Origin of the sequence: Paenibacillus tengchongensis (genome assembly GCF_008973665.1) — a bacterium.
GTDB classification, from domain to species: domain Bacteria; phylum Bacillota; class Bacilli; order Paenibacillales; family Paenibacillaceae; genus Paenibacillus_AQ; species Paenibacillus_AQ tengchongensis.
The window spans coordinates 87,572-105,607 of sequence record NZ_WACP01000018.1 but is presented as its reverse complement, the minus strand read 5'-3'; the positions used below and the strand labels follow the sequence as shown (position 1 = coordinate 105,607).

Genomic DNA, 18,036 nt, shown 5'->3' with positions numbered 1-18,036 from the left:
TAGTTAGATAATCGCTACTTAATTTGGCCCTTATTTATAATGTGCGCTGATATCCTCCGGATTAAGTGGCGAAAATCAAATTAGATCAGCGGAGACGGTGGAAACGGTACAATTAGTGGGCGGAATCCAACTGATGCATAACGATTATATGCGAAAGGCGGATTTTGGTTTTCAATTCCACATAGTATAATGAACTATATCCGGCAGAGAAAGGGCGATGAGTGAAAATGAAATTCTCCGAATATCCATACAAGCGTCCTGATATGGACAAATTCAAACAGGAATTTGCGATTCTGCTCAAAGGGCTCGAAGCAGACACGGTAGAGGAGCAGAAGGCATCCGTGTCAGCCATCAATCAGCTGCGCAGCGAATTCGATACGCTGCAGAACCTGGTTTATGTCCGTCATTCGATTAATACCGAGGACGAATTCTACAAGGCGGAGCAGGAATTTTTTGATGAAGTGGGGCCTGAATTCCAAGAGTACATAACCGACTACTACAGGGCGATCGTCCATTCCAAGTACAGGGCGGAATTCGAGCAGGAATGGGGCAAACAGCTGCTGGCGCTGGCCGAAATGTCGCTGAAGACCTTCAGCCCGGACATTATCGGCGATCTGCAGCTGGAGAACAAGCTGTCGACGGAATACACCCAGCTCATTGCCTCGGCCAAAATTAGCTTTGAAGGCGAAGAGCGTACGCTGTCCCAGCTCACGCCCTTTGACATGTCCCCGGACCGTGAGGTCCGCCGGGGTGCTTTTCACGCGAGATATGACTTTATGGCTGCGCACGAAAGCGAGCTGGACCGCCTGTATGACGAACTGGTCAAAGTCCGCACCGGCATTGCCCGGAAGCTCGGCTATCCCAGCTTTGTGGAGCTTGGCTATGACCGGATGAACCGCACCGCCTACGATGCCGGTATGGTGGCGGGCTTCCGTAAGCAGGTGCTCGAATATATCGTTCCCGTAGCACAGAAGCTGAAGCAGCGCCAGGCGGAACGCCTGGGTCTGGACCCGCTGAAATTTTATGATGAGGGCCTTAACTTTATCAGCGGCAATGCCGTTCCGAAGGGGGAGCCGGACTGGATCGTAGCAGGCGGCGCGAAGATGTACAAGGAGCTGTCGCCGGAAACGGATGAATTCTTCACGTTCATGCAGAACAATGAGCTTATGGATCTGCTGAGCAAGCGCGGCAAGCAATTCGGCGGATACTGCACGTTTATCAGCAAATACAAAGCCCCGTTCATCTTCTCCAACTTTAACGGAACCTCAGGAGATATTGATGTGCTGACCCATGAAGTGGGCCATGCCTTTCAGGTGTATTCCAGCAGGGAGCTGAATGTGCCTGAGTATGCATTCCCGACCTATGAAGCTGCGGAGATTCATTCGATGAGCATGGAGTTCTTCGCCTGGCCGTGGATGAATCTGTTCTTTGAAGAGGATGCGGACAAATACCGCTTCACCCACTTGGCCGACAGTCTGGAATTTATCCCGTACGGCGTGGCTGTCGATGAATTTCAGCATTATGTCTACAGCCACCCGGAAGCGACACCGCTGGAACGCAAGCAGGCCTGGCGGAAGATTGAGCAGAAATATCTGCCCCACCGCGACTATGACGGCAACCCTTATCTGGAGCAGGGCGGATTCTGGCAAAAACAGACCCATATCTACCGCAGCCCGTTCTATTACATCGACTATACCCTGGCCCAGCTCTGCGCCTTCCAGTTCTGGAAACGGGCAAATGAAGATTTCAGCGCCGCCTGGAGCGACTATCTGCGGCTCTGCAAGGCCGGCGGCAGCCAGGACTTTGTCAGCCTGGTGAAGCTGGCCGGGCTGATCTCACCGTTCGAGGACGGCTGCGTTCGCTCGGTCATTGGTGAAATTGAAGCGTGGCTGGATGCAGTGGATGATAAGGCGATGTAAGGTGAGGCTGACAGGCTGGTCTTTTGAGTAAACAAGATAAACCGTACCGTGCAAAGGGAGTTCTTTGCGGGTACGGTTTTCTTTTGCCCCCAATGACCTTGAGACTCTATATAATGTTATAATATTGAAAAAAATAATAAATTAAGTTAATATTTTTGAGTGAAATTCTGGAATATTCATGCTTTTATTACAAAATGGAGGTGGAGGTTTGAAGGATCCGGATGTACTGGAAACAGAATATTATCATGACTCCCATGGTAAGCCCATTCAATCAGTTCAATATTTAGGTAATTGTCTCACAAGGAATATTTATTTTATTTTGAAAGACAGAGTAGACAATCCTTATCTCTTAAAAAGTGCTTATATTGATGATTTTTCCATGAACCTCGTTACGGATTCAACAAGTACAATCATTAATATTCAAAACAACGATATAAAAAATCCTGCTTGTTATGTAACCGAACACAATAAAATCGGGCTGATTAATGATGGCCTCCAAGCGATAAAATACATAGAAATGCTGCTGGATCAAGGTGAAATTGTATTTGTTAATACCTTGATGAAGCAGGTTCCCTTCTACAAATCCTTTATAAACAATGCGGCCCAGGACCCCTACGAAGTAGCGGACTATCATTATTTTTTGATCTTAGGCCATACCGACCATGAATTTTACTATTTGGATAATCACGTGAATTACGGGAAGAAGCATAGGCCATATCCCGGCAATAAAAGCATAGGGGTGGATTCCAAATCCAATTTCATACATGCTTTTGATCTCCAGTTTAACTGCTTCACTCTGATGCCTGACTATTCTGAATTGGCAGGCTTAAACTCGCGGATACCCTATGTCATTGGGCAATCCATTGAGAACTATAAGTCTGTCGGCATCGGCTGCGAGGAGGATCAGACAGTGTACTTTGGAAGGAGCATGATTCATAAATTTATCGATGTATATACCGGAGGACAAATTCACTTGAACGATCGTATTCCTAACAGGGAGCATACCGTGTACTCCTTATCCAACACAGTCTTTAACCGGAACAATGACCGAAAAAGAGTGCTGCTCATGTTCCTGGAGAATTTGCCGGCCGGCCCATCCAAACAAAAACTGATTGATAACATTGAGAACAATCTGGTGAAGTGGGAGATCGTAAAAAACAAACTGACAAAAAAATATTTTCAGAATGCTTTTGGGTATGATGCGAAAATACGCCATTATCTTGAAAACGCTTTAGAAGCTGAAAATAGTTTATTTCAAACCTTAGAGGATGAATGGGATTGGATTTATACCTATTTAGTCTTTAAATAATGGAGGAAGAAAGCCGGCGTCTCCAAAAGCACGTCTCCAATGTGTTCAGCAAGAAACACCCGATCGGATCAGCCGTGATGAAGCGGGCGCTGTGAGCGGCTAAGGAGCTGGGGTATCATCCCACCTACTGGTCGCGCCAGCAGGGACTGCCGAGGAACCGGATGTTACATGCCAGGGGGGCTATTGTGTCAAAAAGCAAAGTAATTGGTTCATTATAGGTGTTATTGTAGTGTGATTTGCATTGACCTCTTCCGTTTATTTCTTTGCTTCAAATCATTAATACAGAAAATATAGCTTTAAAGAGCTTCTATGTAAGGGAAATAGAATGGACGGGAGTGAGTCCCGTCCCTGGCGGTAATGATAAGAAGACCTGAAAACCTTGTACAAACAAGGTTTTTTTATTTTGGATTCTAACAAAAAAGTATGCGAACGGGATAGATACTCGGATTCTCACAAGTTACTCTAAGACTTACTGGGTTTTTCAGAGAAATCGCTCAGTTTATGTGCCAGTTCTTCTTGTCCGGTTAAGACCTCGACCATGATGCCAGATCCCAGACGAAAACCATAAGTGAAGATGGATGCCAACTCCATACTATGGGTTTGATTATATAGGTCAAGTAGTTCCTCTAGTTCTCTAAACTCTTCCTCGGTGAGGTATCTTCCTTGAAATCAGAAGAAATATATGGACAAGTGCTAAAGACAATCCGGAAGAAACAAAAGATGAGCCAAGAAACACTTGCCTTCCGGAGTAATCTTGACCGTACGTATATATCCATGTTGGACGTGGTATTCATCAGCCAACTTTAAATTCATTGTTTGCTCTTGCTAAGGCTCTGAAATGATTTGGATAGATGCTTAATTACTGTTTTTAATAGGGGGAGAATGGAGATGTGGAAGTTTTCTGGAAAGTACATTCATTGTGTAATTAGGTTACAGGATTCCTGCTTAAATAATATAAGCAATAAAAAATGAATCCTGTAGCCTTAAAGTGCAAAAGATACTGCAAGAGTATTGGTATATTGATCTTAAGGTGGTACTGGCAGACGAACAGGACTTAAAATCCTGCGAAGATGACCATTGTATAGGTTGAATTTCTATCCTCAGCAATACAGTGAAAACCTTGAGCGATCAAGGTTTTTTGATTTTTGATTATTCTTTTATGCGTGATAGGTTTTTTCTTTTCTACACCATCCCCCAAGTGACCCCACTCACACCCCTCCGCAACAAACAGTGTATAGTCAGATTTGTAATATCTTTTCACCCCCCACCCCAAACTTTCAAAATTTGATTTCAATCCTCCTTTTGACCCCGGTGCCCATTATAGAATGAGGGTGTTGATAAACATTATCATTTGGAGGGTGAAGAGAGATGAGAGAAATGACTGTTGCGGATATCCAGATTGCGAAAAATACGTATTGGGTAGGCAAAATCGACAACCGGGAGGTTCCTTTTCACCGGCTGATTCTGGCCAAGGGGACGACCTATAATTCATATTTGCTCAAGACCGGCAAGCCTACGGTGATTGATACGGTGGACATGGAGTTTGGCCGGGAGTATGCGGACCGCATGGCGGAGCTGATTGATCCGCTGGACATTGCGTACATTGTGATCAACCACACCGAGCCGGATCATTCCGGCGGGCTGGCGGCGCTGGCGATGCGGGCGACGAACGCGACGATTGTGTGCACGGAGATTGCCGTGCCGGAGCTGCAGGAGATGTATAAGCTGCACAGCCGCAACTTCCTGGCGGTACGGGATGGGGATACGCTCGACATCGGCGGCAAAACGCTGCTGTTCAAGGAGACGCCCTACCTGCACACCGCGGAAACGATGATCACCTATTGTGTGGAGGATCAGATTCTGTATCCCTGCGATATCTTCAGCACCCATGTGGCGGTGGAGAAGCTGTTCAGCGATGAGGCCGGGTTCGATATTACCGACGATTTCAAGGGCTATTACAGCGCTATTATCCACCCGCACCGCAGATATGTCCGCACCCTGATGGAGGCCGTCAAGGATCTGGAGATTGCCATGATCGCCCCTTCGCACGGGTTCCTGATCCGCGAGGACGTCCGCAAGTACATTGACCTGTATGCCGAGCTGAGCCGGGAGACGACAGTGGGGAAGAAGGCGGCCATCGTCTACACCACGCTGAAAAATAACACGAAAAGAATGGCGGGCATCCTCCAGAGCACCCTCCAGGAGAACGGAATCGCAGCTGAAGTATGGGATGCGGATAAAAGCGACCCGTCCGCCATCCTGGACAGTATCGCCGCAGCGGACGCTGTGTTCATCGGCAGCTCGACCCGCTACGCCGATATGATCGGCAACCTGGAGCCGCTGCTGAAGGAGCTGCAGCAGATGAATCTGGAAGGCAAGCTGGCGGCGGCCTTCGGCTCCTATGGCTGGAGCGGCGAAGCCATCGAAGTCATTCAGGACTACCTGAATGGTACGAATATGACGGTGCAGAGCACCTCGGATGTCATCAAAACCACCGGGATGACCCATGTGGAATTCCCGATCCGCGTCCGTTTCTCGCCGAAGGACGCCGAGAAGACGCAGAAGATCAAGAACGCGGCCGAGTTCGTATCCGATCTGCTGCTGAGCGCGATCTAAGGGGGAGAGCGGAGATGAGCAAACATTATGTTATTGTCGGCAGCGGCGTCGCGGCAGTCCATGCCGCCAAGGCGATCCGGGACCGGGATGCGGAATCGGAGATTACGATTTACGGCGAAGAGAACCACCTGCCTTATAACCGCATCAAGCTGACCAAAGGCCTCTTCAGCGACCTGCACAGCGAGAAGGTGCTGATCAAGAAGGAGAAGTGGTACCGGGACAACCGGATCACGCTGCATACCTCCAGCCGGGTGACGTCGATCCATCCGGAGCGGCAGCAGATTGAGACAGCAGACGGCAAGGTGACGGCGTACCATAAGCTGCTGCTCTGCATGGGGGCGCGCAACCGGGCGTTGACTGTGGACGGGGCGGGCCTGAGGAATGTCCACACGATCCGCGAGCTGGGCGATGCCGACCGGCTGAAAGACAGCCTGACCAGCGGACAGCGTGTCGTCGTCATCGGCGGCGGGGTGCAGGGGCTGGAGACAGCCTGGGCTCTGCATGAAGGCGGCTACCCGGTAACGATTGTCGAAGCCGCCCCGCGCCTGATGGCCAGACAGCTGGACGAAGCTTCTTCGGAGAAGCTTCGCCTGATTCTGGAGCAATCCGGGGTACAAGTGAAGCTCCATACCGGAGTCACTGCGATCACGGGCGAAGAGGCAGTGTCGGGCGTAGTTCTGGATGATGCGACGGCCATCCCTTGCGGGCATGTGGTGTACTCCATCGGCATCGTGCCGAACACGGATGTGGTGCAGGAGACGGGCATCCGCACCCGTGCGGGCGTGGTGGTGAACAGCCACCTGGAGACGAGTGCTCCCCATATCTATGCTGCCGGAGACATCGCGGAGTTGGACGGATTGGTGGAAGGCTTATGGGGCGGGGCCATCGAGCAGGGCAAAGTAGCCGGAGGCAATATGGCCGCCGCCGAGCCTGCCGCTTACCGGCGTACGGTTCCGGTAACGTTGTTTAATGCCTTCGGCTGCTCGCTGTTCTCCATCGGGAACACGGATGAGCGCCAGTGCGACCGGACGGTGGCAGCAGAGGTGAACGGCGTGTACAAGCGGATCTATGTGAAGGACAACCGGCTGACGGGAGCGATCTCCTGGGAAGGCGCTGCGGCCTCGCTGCTCTATAAATCAGCCGTGGAACAGGGCGTCAGCCTGGAAGGGCTGGATGTGGAGAACGGCAGCCTCGAAGCGATTATGGCCGGTGTTGCGGCGCGGCTGCAGGAAATATTGTGATATAGATTGAACATGAATATTTCCAAAAAAGGGAAGAGTGGCGGAGGAGAAGTTTGAAACTGGAGGAGCGATAGCGTCCGCCTTTGTCTGCAGATTTCTACCGGAACCCGGTAACAATCAGAGAAATCTGCAGACAACAGCGGCCGGAAGTTCAAACGTTCTCTGGAGTCACTGCCACCCTAATTCAGAATAAGTTCAATAAATTACAGGAGGAATTAATCATGACCAAATATGTATGCAAGCCCTGCGGTTATATATACGACCCGGCGGTGGGCGATCCGGATGAGGAGGTGGCACCGGGTACGGCTTTTGCGGATTTGCCGGAGGATTGGGTCTGTCCGGTGTGCGGGGAGGATACGAGCCATTTTGAGCCGATCGCAGAGAAAGGGGCAGCTTCCTAGGAAGCTATCTCCTAGCTTCAGCCAGTAGAAGAATCAAGGAGGGATACGATATGCCGGAACATTCCTGCCGGGACGCTGCGGAGCCTTGTACCCGTAAGGTCCCGATCTTCGCCTCGCTCAGCGACGGGGAACTCGGGCGGATCAGCGCGATGATCAGGCACCGCAAATACGCCAAGGGACAGGCGCTGATTCTGGAGGAGCAGCCGACGGATACGCTGTATATTATCCAGCAGGGACAGGTGAAATTGTCCAAAATGACGCCGCAGGGCAAGGAGCAGATTCTGCATGTGCTGAGCAGCGGGGAATTTTTTGGCGAGCTGAACATTCTCAGCAGCGAAGAATTGAGCAACTTCAGTGCTTACGCGCTGACGGATACGGCGATCTGCATGCTGACCCGCACGGATATGGAGCAGCTGATGGCCGAGAACCCGGACATTACGATCAAGCTGCTGAAGACCGTCGCCAAGCGGCTGGCGCATACCGAGAATCTGGCGCAGAGTCTCGCGACCAAGGACCCGGAAATCCGCATCGCCTCCATGATTCTGGAGCTGAGCGATAAGTACGGCAAGCCGCGCAGCGGCGGCATTACGGTCAAGCTGCCGCTGTCCCGGGAGGAGCTGGCCAGCTACGTAGGCGTCACCCGGGAGACGATCAGCCGGAAGTTCGCCCGGTTCGAGGACTTGGGCCTGATCGAGCTGGTTGGCAACAAGCAGCTGATCCTGAAGGATCGCGTGTCCTTGGAGCGATATATGGCAATGGTTTAGAAGAGCACGGGCCGTCCCGGATTGTATCGGTGGCGGCCTGTTTGCATATGGATTCGCTGACTACTTGCTGAATGCGCCGATGGGTTATTTTGTTATACTTATGGCAAGAATTTAGAGTAGGAGGCAACTTAATGGACCCCATGAAAGACATGCATAAATTCATTAAACTTACCGGGGAACGGGCGAGGCTCGATGCCAAGGCAAATGGGACATATATTGTATATAAATCCAAGTAGAGGTCAAATCGTAAAGGAATTTTTTAACGGCGAAATAGTGGTTATCAGCGATCAAGAGACAACCCATGAATGAATCTTCCGCAATGATGCATGTATTTGCCGGAAACAATGGTAGCGGTAAAAGTACGATCCGGAATTTTGGGCAAACGGGCCAAATGTATGCGAAAAATCGAATACAATGCGCTCATGCGCGGGCAAACGGTCCAAATGTATTCGAAAAATCGAATACAATGTGCTCCTGCAAGGGTAAATAGCCCAATTGTATTCGAAAAATCGAATACAATGCGCTCCTGCGTAGGCAAACGGGCCAAATGTATTCGAAAAATCGAATACAATGTGCTCCTGCGTAGGCAAACGGGCCAAATGTATTCGAAAAATCGAATACAATGCGCTCCTGCAAGGGTAAATAGCCCAATTGTATTCGAAAAATCGAATACAATGCGCTCCTGCGCGGGCAAACGCACCAAATGTATGCGAAAAATCGAATACAATGCGCTCCTGCAAGGGTAAATGGTCCAAATGTATTCGAAAAATCGAATACAATGTGCTCCTGTGTAGGCAAATGGTCCAAATGTATTCGAAAAATCGAATACAATGCGCTACTTGCTTTCAGAGGGCCCGTATTTCATATACGCTTTGATCTCATGGATTAGAGCATCCACGCTCCTTCCATTCATTGGCTTACCGGGAAAGCTCATTTCGCCATGCTCATCACTCTCGTACGCTGACAATACATAGTTATCGTCTACCACATAATAGGTTCCAAATTTTGTGAAGCTATAATTGCCTTCAGGATGCGAAGGGGCCTTGAATAATATAGTAACTAACTTTGTGCCCGGTGCTAAATCCGGTTCAATATCCTGAAAGTCAGAGTTGTAGTATAGGTTAATATACTCCTCTACCGGGTCTCCGGCGATAAGTTCAGTAACTTTTACTCTAAATTGGGTGAACTGAGCCTCTGCAAAAGAAAAACCCATACTTCTATGTTTCTCGTCCAATTTTCCTTCAGGCGTATTTGCATCTCCAATCAGATTCAGCGTGTATTCGGGCAGCTTTTCCAATACCTCGACTACGGCCGCTGTTTGCGAGACATCCAGTATTTTGGGAAACGATAATTCTTTAGATACGGCTTCTGTCAGTGTGCCAAGAACCACCGGATACTCTTCCCTCAGCTCCGCAATACGTTCGGGTGAAAGTGACTTGTTCTCCGCTTCTCCGCTTCTCAATAAACTTACACCTGTACCACCGGCAGCGAAGATAAAGACAATAAGCAGCCATAAATATTTACTTGTTACAGTCTTCACTTCGTTCCTCCTTTCTTGGAATATCTGGTATAATTTCGCTAAGATGGATAGGGGGTATAGCTTTGAAGAAAGAATTCGGTGTGCTGATGCTTAGCGCCATTCTGCTTTCAGGGTGTGGAGCAGCCAGGCCCATAACAGATACGGTACAAGTGGACGATTCGCCCCGTGAACAAGCAACCATTCAGCCTAAGCATGGGACAGGTTTAAAGAAGAAGGAGCCCGATCATGTATTAATGAAACTTTATGCTAAAGACAGCGGAGCTGCACTGTATGTAAAGGGGAAGGAAAAGGATTTTGCATGGAACTTCCCAGGTGATACAGGGACTGCCCCGCAGATGTTCTATACAGACCTGACCGGTGACGGGAAGGAAGAAGCCGCCGTAATTATTCATATCGGAAAAGGAACAGGCCTGGATAACTATGAGATTCATGTCGTTAACGCCGGGGATCTATCCGAGATTAACGTCCAGACCTACGAGGATATTGTTGCAAGCCGGATTGAATCACAAGTTTCCAAGAATGGCGATGGCACACTGGCAATTAAAGTGCAGGTGCAGGAGAAGGAACTTAACTTTACTTACGGGTTCGATCCGGCGCCACATTACAACCAAGAAGAACTTGCCTTCGGCGGTATTACTATTTATTCCGTGGAAGATCAGACCATAAGACTAAGACTTCCAGGCTCAGTTGGAGTATCTCCCACCTATGTGTGCGATTTCGATATCACTTATAAATATGATAGCATCAACAGCAGATTTATTGCGGATCAGATTGAAGTGACTCCGGTTGAAGGTTAATATGACCATATTCCACCAGGGAGAATCCTGCATTCCGAAATCCGCTGCTCAGCGTTGCCTGCCCCGTCTTCCATGGCTTCGATGTTCAGGATGATGCGGCTACCGGCTGCTTCATCATGCGCTCTCAGAAGGATGTGAAACCACACCGTTCTACTAACGTATAACCCTTATTCAAATTTTTCCATTCTGGAGCAGAACCGGAGGTGAACTGGACTGGAGCATTTTTATGACTTGGTTCAATTGGTATTCTCAATCGCTCTCATCTCTTCCGTTGTGTTACTTCCATTAACTTATATCTCTTTACAAAAGGTACACCAGGGTCATGAAATTGCTGCAGCCGGTTCAACCTGGTTTGTGGCCGTCAGACTGCCTGAGCCCACCAGCATTCAGCGGTGGATCGCACGTATCGCCAGACGAAGAGAAGCGCCTGATGATGAAGACCATGGTCCTTCCCCACATTGAACTTCCATACTTTCAATTAGGGAGGACCACGATGAAAAAGTTTCAATGGCTGCAGCAATGGGCCAAGCCCATTCTCATTATGTTGATAGTAGTTATTCCAATCTTTATACTCAGCGGGTGTTCGGATGCATCCCAATTAAGCTCCATCAATGCCGATTCAACCGGGATATTTAACCAATTTATGATATATCCATTGTCGGTCTTGATTACATTCTTCGCGAATGCATTTCACGGAAACTACGGATTATCTATCGTGCTGATGACTTTCCTTATCAGACTGGCGATCATGCCGCTCATGATGAATCAGACCAAGAAACAAATGGACATGAAAGAAAAGATGGCCGTCCTCCAGCCGGAGTTAACTGCACTTCAGGAGAAGTATAAGAACGATGCTAGTGCGGAGGCCAAAAAACAACAGCAGGCCGAGATGATGCAGCTCTACCAGAAGCATCAATTTAATCTTTTAAACATGGGGTGTCTACCGATGCTTCTGCAATGGCCGATCACTCTCGCATTTTACTACGCCATCCGCCGTACTCCGGAGATTGCTGCTCACGATTTCCTGTGGTTCAGCTTGGGGAAGACGGATCTGATATTGCCGCTTATTGCCGCTGCGGTGTATTACGTTCAGTTCCGCGTGTCTCAATCCATGTCAGGGCAGAATCAGCAACATCCGAATAACCAGATGGCTTTGATCGGATTGTTGTCGCCGGTCATGATGGGGGTATTTTCTTTTCAGATGCCCGCTGCATTACCGTTATATTGGGCAGTTGGCGGTATATTCATTATCGTGCAAACGATCATACTTAATAAAATGTACAAGAAGCCTGATGGAGTACCATTAGTTCCAGAAACACCAGCAGAATAATTACAAGGAGCAGGACATCAGTGTCCTGCTCCTGTTGATGCAACCAGCTGTTCCCCCTGTCTGAAGAGATTGATGTTTATGCGGCAGAACAGGAGAGCGCTATGCGTGTAAAGGACGGCAAAATAGACATAATGGGTCCATTATATTTAATTTCCCGCTCCAAGATTCAGAAAATGAAAGAAGAGTGAAGCAGACTGAGGATGATGGAAAAGCATGATGTGAAATGCTCTAGACCTATTGAAATCGGGGTCCTTCCCGAACAACAACTAGGCTACATGATCGTCTCATTCATTGAGGGGAATTGAAGCATCAGAAGAGCTGCCGCTGTTAACAGAAGACGAGCAATTCAACATTGGTATTCAAGCGGGCTTGGAATTAAAGAAGATCAACCAGGTTACCTGTCCTGATCACATGGAGTCTTGGGATGAAAGAATGGCCGCCAAGCATCATCGATACCGAATGGAGTATACCGAATGCGGAGTTGTGATAGATAACGAAGAGAAGTTGTTATCCTTTATCGATGACAAACTGTATTTAATGAAGGAAAAGCCCAATATGTTCCAACACGATGATTACCATATTGGAAATCTTATCGTTAAGGATGGGGAGCTTGCAGGTGTCATTGATTTCAACAGGAACGACTGGGGAGATCCCATTCATGAATTTGTGAAAGTCGGTCTTATTGATGTAGAGGTTAGTGTGCCTTTTTCAGCCGGTCAAATTCTGGGATACAATAATAACAGTGAGCCTGACGATGAGTTCTGGCAACTTTATTCCCTCTATCTGGCTATGACTCTGATCTCATCAGTCGTATGGATCCTGAAGGTAAGGCCGGATGAGTTAGATTCAATGATGTTGAAGATCCACAAGGTTATGGATGATCATAACAACTTTGAATTAACTGTCCCTAAGTGGTACAGCGAGTATCAAGTTAAGGAGGAACGGAACGAAATGGAGTTCGACCTTCGAGAATTAGCGTGGTTTGCAGAACAGGCTGTAACAACAGCGGGTGACAGAATTTCCGAATTACGCAGCCGGGAACCCATTGAAGTGAATTACAAAGATGCGGGTGAACTTGTGACATCTGCGGATTTGTTATCGGAAAGAATCCTTCAAGAAGCCATCATGGATAAATTTCCAGGTCACCGAATTCTTTCGGAGGAAAATGGAGTACACCGCTGGGATAGCTTTAAGTTTGACGGCCCGGTTTGGGTGATGGACCCCTTAGATGGAACTGTTAATTTTGCCCGGAACCTGCCGCATTACGGCGTTTCATTGGCTTTTGCCCTTGATGGCGTAGTGCTGGCAGGAGCAGTATATGCGCCAGATTTAAATTGCACCTATGTTGGGATTAAAGGGGAAGGCTCCTACTGCAATGGTGAGCGTTTACGAATCCGTAAATGCACTTCGCTGTTAGATGCTGTCATTGGCACAGGTTATCCGCATGATCCGGTACAAGTGCAGCCAGCCATAGAAAGAGTAAATCGGCTCCGAAGAAACTGTCGTGACATTAGGCGTTTTGCCGCACCAACCGTAGATATTTGTTATGTGGCGTCCGGACAATTAGATGCGCATACGGAAAGCCTTTCACCGTGGGACGTAGCCGCAGCAGGCCTGATTGCACGGGAGGCGGGAGCATTGTATTCCCATGTACAATCGGTGCCCGATGGCATCCCTAATGAACTCTATGGTGAAGAGGTCGTATTCTCGACCCCTGGAATCTTCGATGATCTCTTGACATTATTGCGGATTTAAATTCAAGCATTACGTTATTTATCTGTACACGACTTCCGGGAGGTACTAAGTGAATACGATTAAGGGATACACCTGTAGTTGCTGTGGGGAGTATCGCAATGAACTTCCAATCAGTTATGGAACATTTGCTCCAGTTTATTATGAATACACTCATCCTGAGGAGCGGGAACAAAGGTTTGAACTGAGCGAAGACTTATGCGTAATGGACAACGAGCACTATTTCATTCGCGGGTGTGTTGAGATTGCGGTAATCGGGACTGATCAGACATTCATTTGGGGAGCATGGGTATCATTAAGTGAAGCGAATTTTAAAAAAGTACAAAAGTATTGGGATCGCCCGGAATTGTTAGAGCCGATGCTTGGATGGTTCTCAACGGTTCTTCCCTGTTATCCTGACACCTTAAATTTAAAGGCGAAGGTTCATCACAGACAGGGTATTAGACCCTACATTGAACTCGAACCAACAGAGCATCCGCTGGCAGTAGAAATCAATGATGGAATGTCTATTGAACGAGTTCAAAAAATAGCTGAAGATTTCTGTGAAAATAACAAAAGGCCTCCGTGGCCTTTTGAAGATTCACAAAATGTAGCTGTCATTACCTTAGAGAAGATCATGAACAGACAAAGTTCCGTTTTATATGTAACCCATGACGCGGAGGATGGAATGTGGCAATTTCTTGATGGTGACGAGGTAAATGAAGAAGAAGCGCGCTTGATATCATTAATGGAGATGGTCAACATTGATTCAACTTTGACTCAACTTTATGATCTTCCTCGGGGGTGGATGGCATGGAGAGAGAATGAGGAGAGTGAGTGGTTAAGAGCACCTAACAAGTGATATTAATGATTAAAAATTCACAATGTTTGATAGAAGATATCCACATGGCTAAGCTGCTCGCAGCTCAGCGTACGAAGAAAGCCGGGGGATCATCCCTTAACCAAAAGCTGGATTTCATAGCTCGCCTCATCAATATTGTCCGTAATCGAAAGATCGACCTGGATGACGTTCCAGGCTCCGCTCTGGACGGTCAAATGATGCCGGCGGCAGTATAGCAGCATGCTGCGCAGGGTTTGGCTGCATTTAGCATTGCTGAGTCCGGTGTAGTAGGAGCAGACATAGGTGCCTTCGGGCACCTTTTTTGTCTTGGTGCCAGCTTTGCTGTCCGGTTGTTCAAGGATAAGAAAAATTTCCGATTCCTTCACCTCGAGGGAGGTGTCCGGACCCGTCCGCTCATCCAGCAGTGCATTCACCTGTCTGGACTCAATGTAATGACCCAGCCGGTTGTTGGCGATCAGGGGGATGGACTCCTGGGCTATGGTCTCCAGCTCCAGGATCCCGTACGACAACGATTCCGGATTCTGCATGTCCACCGTCCGTGAGAGGGTGATGTAATGGCGTTCGGGCAGCTCTCGGATCACGATATCCGACTCGCGGTAGGTATCAACAAAATCCTCAATATAGCGGATGCGCTGCTCCAGAGTGGTCGAAATCTGCTGCATTCCGGCAATTTGTTCGTTTAGCCGCCGGGTCGTCTGCTTCAGGAGCTGGATGGACTGATTCATGTTGCGGTTATTCATAAACTGGCGGACTTCTTCGACGGACAGGCCGATCCTTCTTAACTCCATAATCGTACCAAGCACCTCGTACTGAAGAATGGAGTAATAGCGGTAGCCTGTATTTGTATCCGTATGTGCAGGATTGAACAGTCCGATCTTATCGTAATACCGGAGTGTATCGATGGGAATCTCGCGCAGCTTCGCCATCTGGCTAATGGTTAGTTTATCCTTTTTCATCGTAACTCCTCCATAATTAAAGATATAATACCTGACATCGATTGCGGATCATCGCCTGATTTTAGCGAAAACGAAATTATACGTTATATAATATAACATAAAGTTGTTGACTCTGGAGTAACTCCATAGTTTATTCTTTCATACATAGACAGACAATACTGATTGCTATGGGCGGTCAGCGAAAGGATGGAGTAGGATGGAGAACAACAAGTCTTTGAAAAGGGTTTTGTCACTAAGCGGGGTAACATTGTTCGGGCTTTCGTTTATGGCTCCGGCAACGGTATTCTCGACCTACGGCATTGCGGTATCGGCAAGCGGAGGAATGGTGGCTTCGGGGTATGTAATCACCCTGGCGATTGTGCTTCTGTCAGCGATATCCTATGCCAGACTATCGAAGGAATTTCCCGTTGCCGGTTCAACCTTCTCCTATGTACAGAGGATTATCGGTCCGAAATTTGGCTTTCTTGTCGGCTGGACGATGCTGCTGGATTATCTGCTGAGTCCGATGATCAGCTCCCTGCTGTTCGGAATCATGGTCAATGCCTATTTTCCGTCCATCTCCATATCGGCGTGCATTCTCGTCTTCCTCGTGTTTATTGTCGCCATCAACATTATCGGAATCCGGATCACCGCCACGTATAACATGCTGATCGTCATTTTCCAGATTGTGTTTATTGTGCTGTTCTCCGTATTATCGGCGTATGAGCTCATACAGGGCGGGGGCGCGGGTACTTTATGGTCGCTGAAGCCGTTCCTGGACAGCTCGGTATCCTGGGGGAATCTGATGACCATCATCCCCATCCTGTACTTCTCCTTCCTCGGGTTCGATGCCGTTACTACACTGGCTGAAGAGACGGTCAATCCGGCAAAAGTGCTGCCGAAAGCCATCTATATCGTCGTCCTTTCCGGCGGTGTGCTGCTGGTGCTGGCTGCTTACTTTATGCAGATGATCTATCCGGATTTCACCTCCTTCACGAATCCTGATGCAGCGGCGGTCCAGATCATCCAGCTGGTAGGCGGCAATCTGTTCGGGAGCTTATTCCTGGCCATGACGATAACAGGCGCGACAGCATCGGCGGCCTCATCCTGCAGCAGCGCCTCGCGGATGCTGTTCTCTATGGGCCGGGAAGGCATCCTGCCGAAACGGCTGTTCGCCTATCTTCATCCCAAATTCTCCACACCGGTCTGGAATATAGCACTGATTGGCTTAATCGGCTGCTCCGCCCTATTTCTGGACCTCACTTCCGCTACGCATTTAATCAGCTTCGGGGTGCTGATCGGATTCGGGTTCGTTAATCTCGCCGTCTTCATGTACTTCTATATCCAGAAGGGGTTACGGGGAGTCAGCGGGTTCATTGTGAATCTGCTGGTGCCGCTGATTGGGGCCGTGATTACGTTGGCTTTATTGTTCACCCTCGGCCAGGGAGCGCTGCTGCTTGGAGGGGGCTGGCTGGCCGCCGGATTTCTCTATCTGCTGATCCGCACCAAAGGTTTCGCGGAGGATACACCGCAGCTTGTTGAAGAAATGTGAACCCTGGCACTGAACTGAAACTCAAGTACTTCATCAAAAAGGAGCTAATGATGCAGCAGGAAATCTACGTTGAGAGTGAATTTGCCCCGCTTCGGCGTGTGGTATTGGCCGAGTCTGAGTTTGCAACGCCGGAACGGCCGCTGAGCGCAATGGACTCGGAGTTTCTGACACAGGAGGCCCAGGCCCTATTCCGGGATCAGCCCGGAAGAAATCACGCCGAGAGCTACCCGGAGCGGCAGGCCCGGTGGGAGGCGGAACGCCGGAGCTTTGAACAGGTACTGCAGCGTTATGGTGTCGAGGTGCTCCATCCCCGCAGGCTGACAGAAGCGGAGAAAGAGACATGCCGCGCAGAAGGCTACAGCAATTTTTTCGTACGTGATCCCTTCTTTACGGTTGGCCATGCGGTTGTGGAGGGCTCGCTGCGTTTCCGGCACCGCCGCCAGGAGGTGCTGCCCGTCCGTGAGATTATGAAGCAGCAGGTGATGCCGGCCGATTGTCTGTACGTCGCGGTTCCGCAGCCGGAGGTTGCGGACAAAGAGGACCTTACGCTGGGAGCAGGCCCGTTTCTTGAAGGCGGGGATGTCATTGTTCTGGGCAAGCATGTGTTTGTCGGTTCCTCGGGTCTGGCTTCCAACCGCTTCGGTGCGGAATGGCTCCGTAAACTGTTGACACCGTTCGGCTATACCGTTGAGCTGGTACGCCTGAAGTCAGGTGTGCTGCACTTGGACTGTGCCATGGGACTCGTGCGGGAAGGTCTGATGATTGCCTGTGAAGCTGTGTTCCTCGACGGCATTCCTGAAATGCTCCGTACATGGGACAAGATACCGGTCACGAAAGCGGAGACTTCCTTGCTGGCTACGAACGGGCTGCCGATCAATGAGTCGGTATATGTTCTGGACCCGGCATTCGGCCATTTAGGCGAACAACTGGAGCGCAGAGGCATTAAGGTGGAAGCCGTTGATTATGCCATTACCAGAAGCTTCGGCGGTTCCTTCCGGTGCAGCACCCAGCCGCTGAACAGAAGCTGAACAGGGGGAGA

The 18,036-nt window shown here is 49.1% G+C and carries 15 protein-coding genes and 2 pseudogenes; 13 read left to right on the top strand and 4 right to left on the bottom strand.

Going from position 1 to position 18,036, the window contains the following annotated elements; genetic code table 11:
• The first annotated feature begins 227 nt into the window (after positions 1-227).
• Together F1381_RS24895 and F1381_RS24890 are read left to right on the top strand one after the other, a co-directional pair.
• A complete protein-coding gene (locus F1381_RS24895) occupies positions 228-1,919 on the top strand; it encodes a M3 family oligoendopeptidase (protein WP_151737518.1) in 1,692 nt (563 codons plus the stop codon).
• Between the two features lie 178 nt (positions 1,920-2,097).
• Positions 2,098-3,228, top strand: coding sequence for a hypothetical protein (locus F1381_RS24890; protein WP_187355555.1), 1,131 nt, complete (start codon positions 2,098-2,100; stop codon positions 3,226-3,228).
• A 462-nt stretch (positions 3,229-3,690) separates the two neighbouring features.
• Here F1381_RS24890 and F1381_RS29310 read toward each other — a convergent pair.
• A pseudogene (locus F1381_RS29310) lies at positions 3,691-3,870 on the bottom strand (DUF6809 family protein); the annotation flags it as partial.
• 78 nt (positions 3,871-3,948) lie between these two features.
• Between F1381_RS29310 and F1381_RS29305 the strand changes: the two are divergent.
• Positions 3,949-4,035 (top strand): hypothetical protein, encoded by an 87-nt coding sequence (locus F1381_RS29305; RefSeq protein WP_425495296.1) that lies wholly within the window; start codon positions 3,949-3,951, stop codon positions 4,033-4,035.
• A gap of 247 nt (positions 4,036-4,282) precedes the next feature.
• Here F1381_RS29305 and F1381_RS24880 read toward each other — a convergent pair whose 3' ends face one another.
• Positions 4,283-4,522: a hypothetical protein gene (locus F1381_RS24880; protein WP_151737516.1), complete on the bottom strand. Its 240-nt coding sequence runs from the start codon at positions 4,520-4,522 to the stop codon at positions 4,283-4,285.
• Between the two features lie 83 nt (positions 4,523-4,605).
• Here F1381_RS24880 and F1381_RS24875 point away from each other — a divergent pair, with 83 nt between their 5' ends.
• From F1381_RS24875 to F1381_RS24860, 4 genes are all read left to right on the top strand, one after another.
• Positions 4,606-5,844 carry an FprA family A-type flavoprotein gene (locus F1381_RS24875; protein WP_151737551.1) on the top strand — a complete coding sequence of 413 codons (1,239 nt, stop codon included), beginning with the start codon at positions 4,606-4,608 and terminating at the stop codon, positions 5,842-5,844.
• Between the two features lie 14 nt (positions 5,845-5,858).
• Positions 5,859-7,085: an NAD(P)/FAD-dependent oxidoreductase gene (locus F1381_RS24870; RefSeq protein WP_151737515.1), complete on the top strand. Its 1,227-nt coding sequence runs from the start codon at positions 5,859-5,861 to the stop codon at positions 7,083-7,085.
• A gap of 221 nt (positions 7,086-7,306) precedes the next feature.
• Complete coding sequence (gene rd, locus F1381_RS24865; protein ID WP_151737514.1) at positions 7,307-7,486, top strand: rubredoxin; 180 nt, start codon at positions 7,307-7,309, stop codon at positions 7,484-7,486.
• Between the two features lie 50 nt (positions 7,487-7,536).
• The gene (locus tag F1381_RS24860) at positions 7,537-8,250 is read left to right on the top strand and encodes a Crp/Fnr family transcriptional regulator (protein ID WP_151737513.1); all 714 of its coding nucleotides are present in this window, start codon (positions 7,537-7,539) and stop codon (positions 8,248-8,250) included.
• Between the two features lie 835 nt (positions 8,251-9,085).
• Here the strand turns inward: F1381_RS24860 and F1381_RS24850 are convergent.
• Positions 9,086-9,790, bottom strand: a complete 705-nt coding sequence (locus F1381_RS24850; protein ID WP_151737511.1) for a hypothetical protein — start codon at positions 9,788-9,790, stop codon at positions 9,086-9,088.
• Between the two features lie 62 nt (positions 9,791-9,852).
• Between F1381_RS24850 and F1381_RS24845 the strand changes: the two genes are divergently transcribed.
• The 4 genes and pseudogenes from F1381_RS24845 to F1381_RS24825 all read left to right on the top strand — a co-directional run.
• Positions 9,853-10,587: a hypothetical protein gene (locus F1381_RS24845; RefSeq protein ID WP_151737510.1), complete on the top strand. Its 735-nt coding sequence runs from the start codon at positions 9,853-9,855 to the stop codon at positions 10,585-10,587.
• Between the two features lie 322 nt (positions 10,588-10,909).
• Positions 10,910-11,917 (top strand): membrane protein insertase YidC, encoded by a 1,008-nt coding sequence (gene yidC, locus F1381_RS24840; protein ID WP_246188194.1) that lies wholly within the window; start codon positions 10,910-10,912, stop codon positions 11,915-11,917.
• A gap of 291 nt (positions 11,918-12,208) precedes the next feature.
• Positions 12,209-13,672: an inositol monophosphatase family protein gene (locus tag F1381_RS24830; protein WP_151737508.1), complete on the top strand. Its 1,464-nt coding sequence runs from the start codon at positions 12,209-12,211 to the stop codon at positions 13,670-13,672.
• A gap of 49 nt (positions 13,673-13,721) precedes the next feature.
• Positions 13,722-14,222, top strand: a pseudogene (locus F1381_RS24825) (DUF2199 domain-containing protein); the annotation flags it as partial.
• 377 nt (positions 14,223-14,599) lie between these two features.
• On the opposite strand, the gene F1381_RS24820 reads toward F1381_RS24825, so the two are convergent.
• A complete protein-coding gene (locus tag F1381_RS24820) occupies positions 14,600-15,466 on the bottom strand; it encodes a MerR family transcriptional regulator (RefSeq protein ID WP_151737507.1) in 867 nt (288 codons plus the stop codon).
• A gap of 196 nt (positions 15,467-15,662) precedes the next feature.
• Here F1381_RS24820 and F1381_RS24815 point away from each other — a divergent pair, with 196 nt between their 5' ends.
• Both F1381_RS24815 and F1381_RS24810 read left to right on the top strand, forming a co-directional pair.
• Positions 15,663-16,997, top strand: a complete 1,335-nt coding sequence (locus F1381_RS24815) for an APC family permease (RefSeq protein WP_151737506.1) — start codon at positions 15,663-15,665, stop codon at positions 16,995-16,997.
• Between the two features lie 50 nt (positions 16,998-17,047).
• Positions 17,048-18,025, top strand: a complete 978-nt coding sequence (locus tag F1381_RS24810) for a dimethylarginine dimethylaminohydrolase family protein (protein WP_151737550.1) — start codon at positions 17,048-17,050, stop codon at positions 18,023-18,025.
• Positions 18,026-18,036 lie beyond the last annotated feature (11 nt).

What these genes read in the sequence shown, in the direction of transcription:
- F1381_RS24895 (WP_151737518.1), top strand. Translation starts at nt 228, where the DNA reads ATGAAATTCTCCGAATATCCATACAAGCGTCCTGATATGGACAAATTC.
- F1381_RS24890 (WP_187355555.1), top strand. Translation starts at nt 2,098, where the DNA reads ATGCTTTTATTACAAAATGGAGGTGGAGGTTTGAAGGATCCGGATGTA.
- F1381_RS29305 (WP_425495296.1), top strand. Translation starts at nt 3,949, where the DNA reads ATGAGCCAAGAAACACTTGCCTTCCGGAGTAATCTTGACCGTACGTAT.
- F1381_RS24875 (WP_151737551.1), top strand. Translation starts at nt 4,606, where the DNA reads ATGACTGTTGCGGATATCCAGATTGCGAAAAATACGTATTGGGTAGGC.
- F1381_RS24870 (WP_151737515.1), top strand. Translation starts at nt 5,859, where the DNA reads ATGAGCAAACATTATGTTATTGTCGGCAGCGGCGTCGCGGCAGTCCAT.
- rd (WP_151737514.1), top strand. Translation starts at nt 7,307, where the DNA reads ATGACCAAATATGTATGCAAGCCCTGCGGTTATATATACGACCCGGCG.
- F1381_RS24860 (WP_151737513.1), top strand. Translation starts at nt 7,537, where the DNA reads ATGCCGGAACATTCCTGCCGGGACGCTGCGGAGCCTTGTACCCGTAAG.
- yidC (WP_246188194.1), top strand. Translation starts at nt 10,910, where the DNA reads ATGAAATTGCTGCAGCCGGTTCAACCTGGTTTGTGGCCGTCAGACTGC.
- F1381_RS24820 (WP_151737507.1), bottom strand. Translation starts at nt 15,466, where the DNA reads ATGAAAAAGGATAAACTAACCATTAGCCAGATGGCGAAGCTGCGCGAG.
- F1381_RS24815 (WP_151737506.1), top strand. Translation starts at nt 15,663, where the DNA reads ATGGAGAACAACAAGTCTTTGAAAAGGGTTTTGTCACTAAGCGGGGTA.
- F1381_RS24810 (WP_151737550.1), top strand. Translation starts at nt 17,048, where the DNA reads ATGCAGCAGGAAATCTACGTTGAGAGTGAATTTGCCCCGCTTCGGCGT.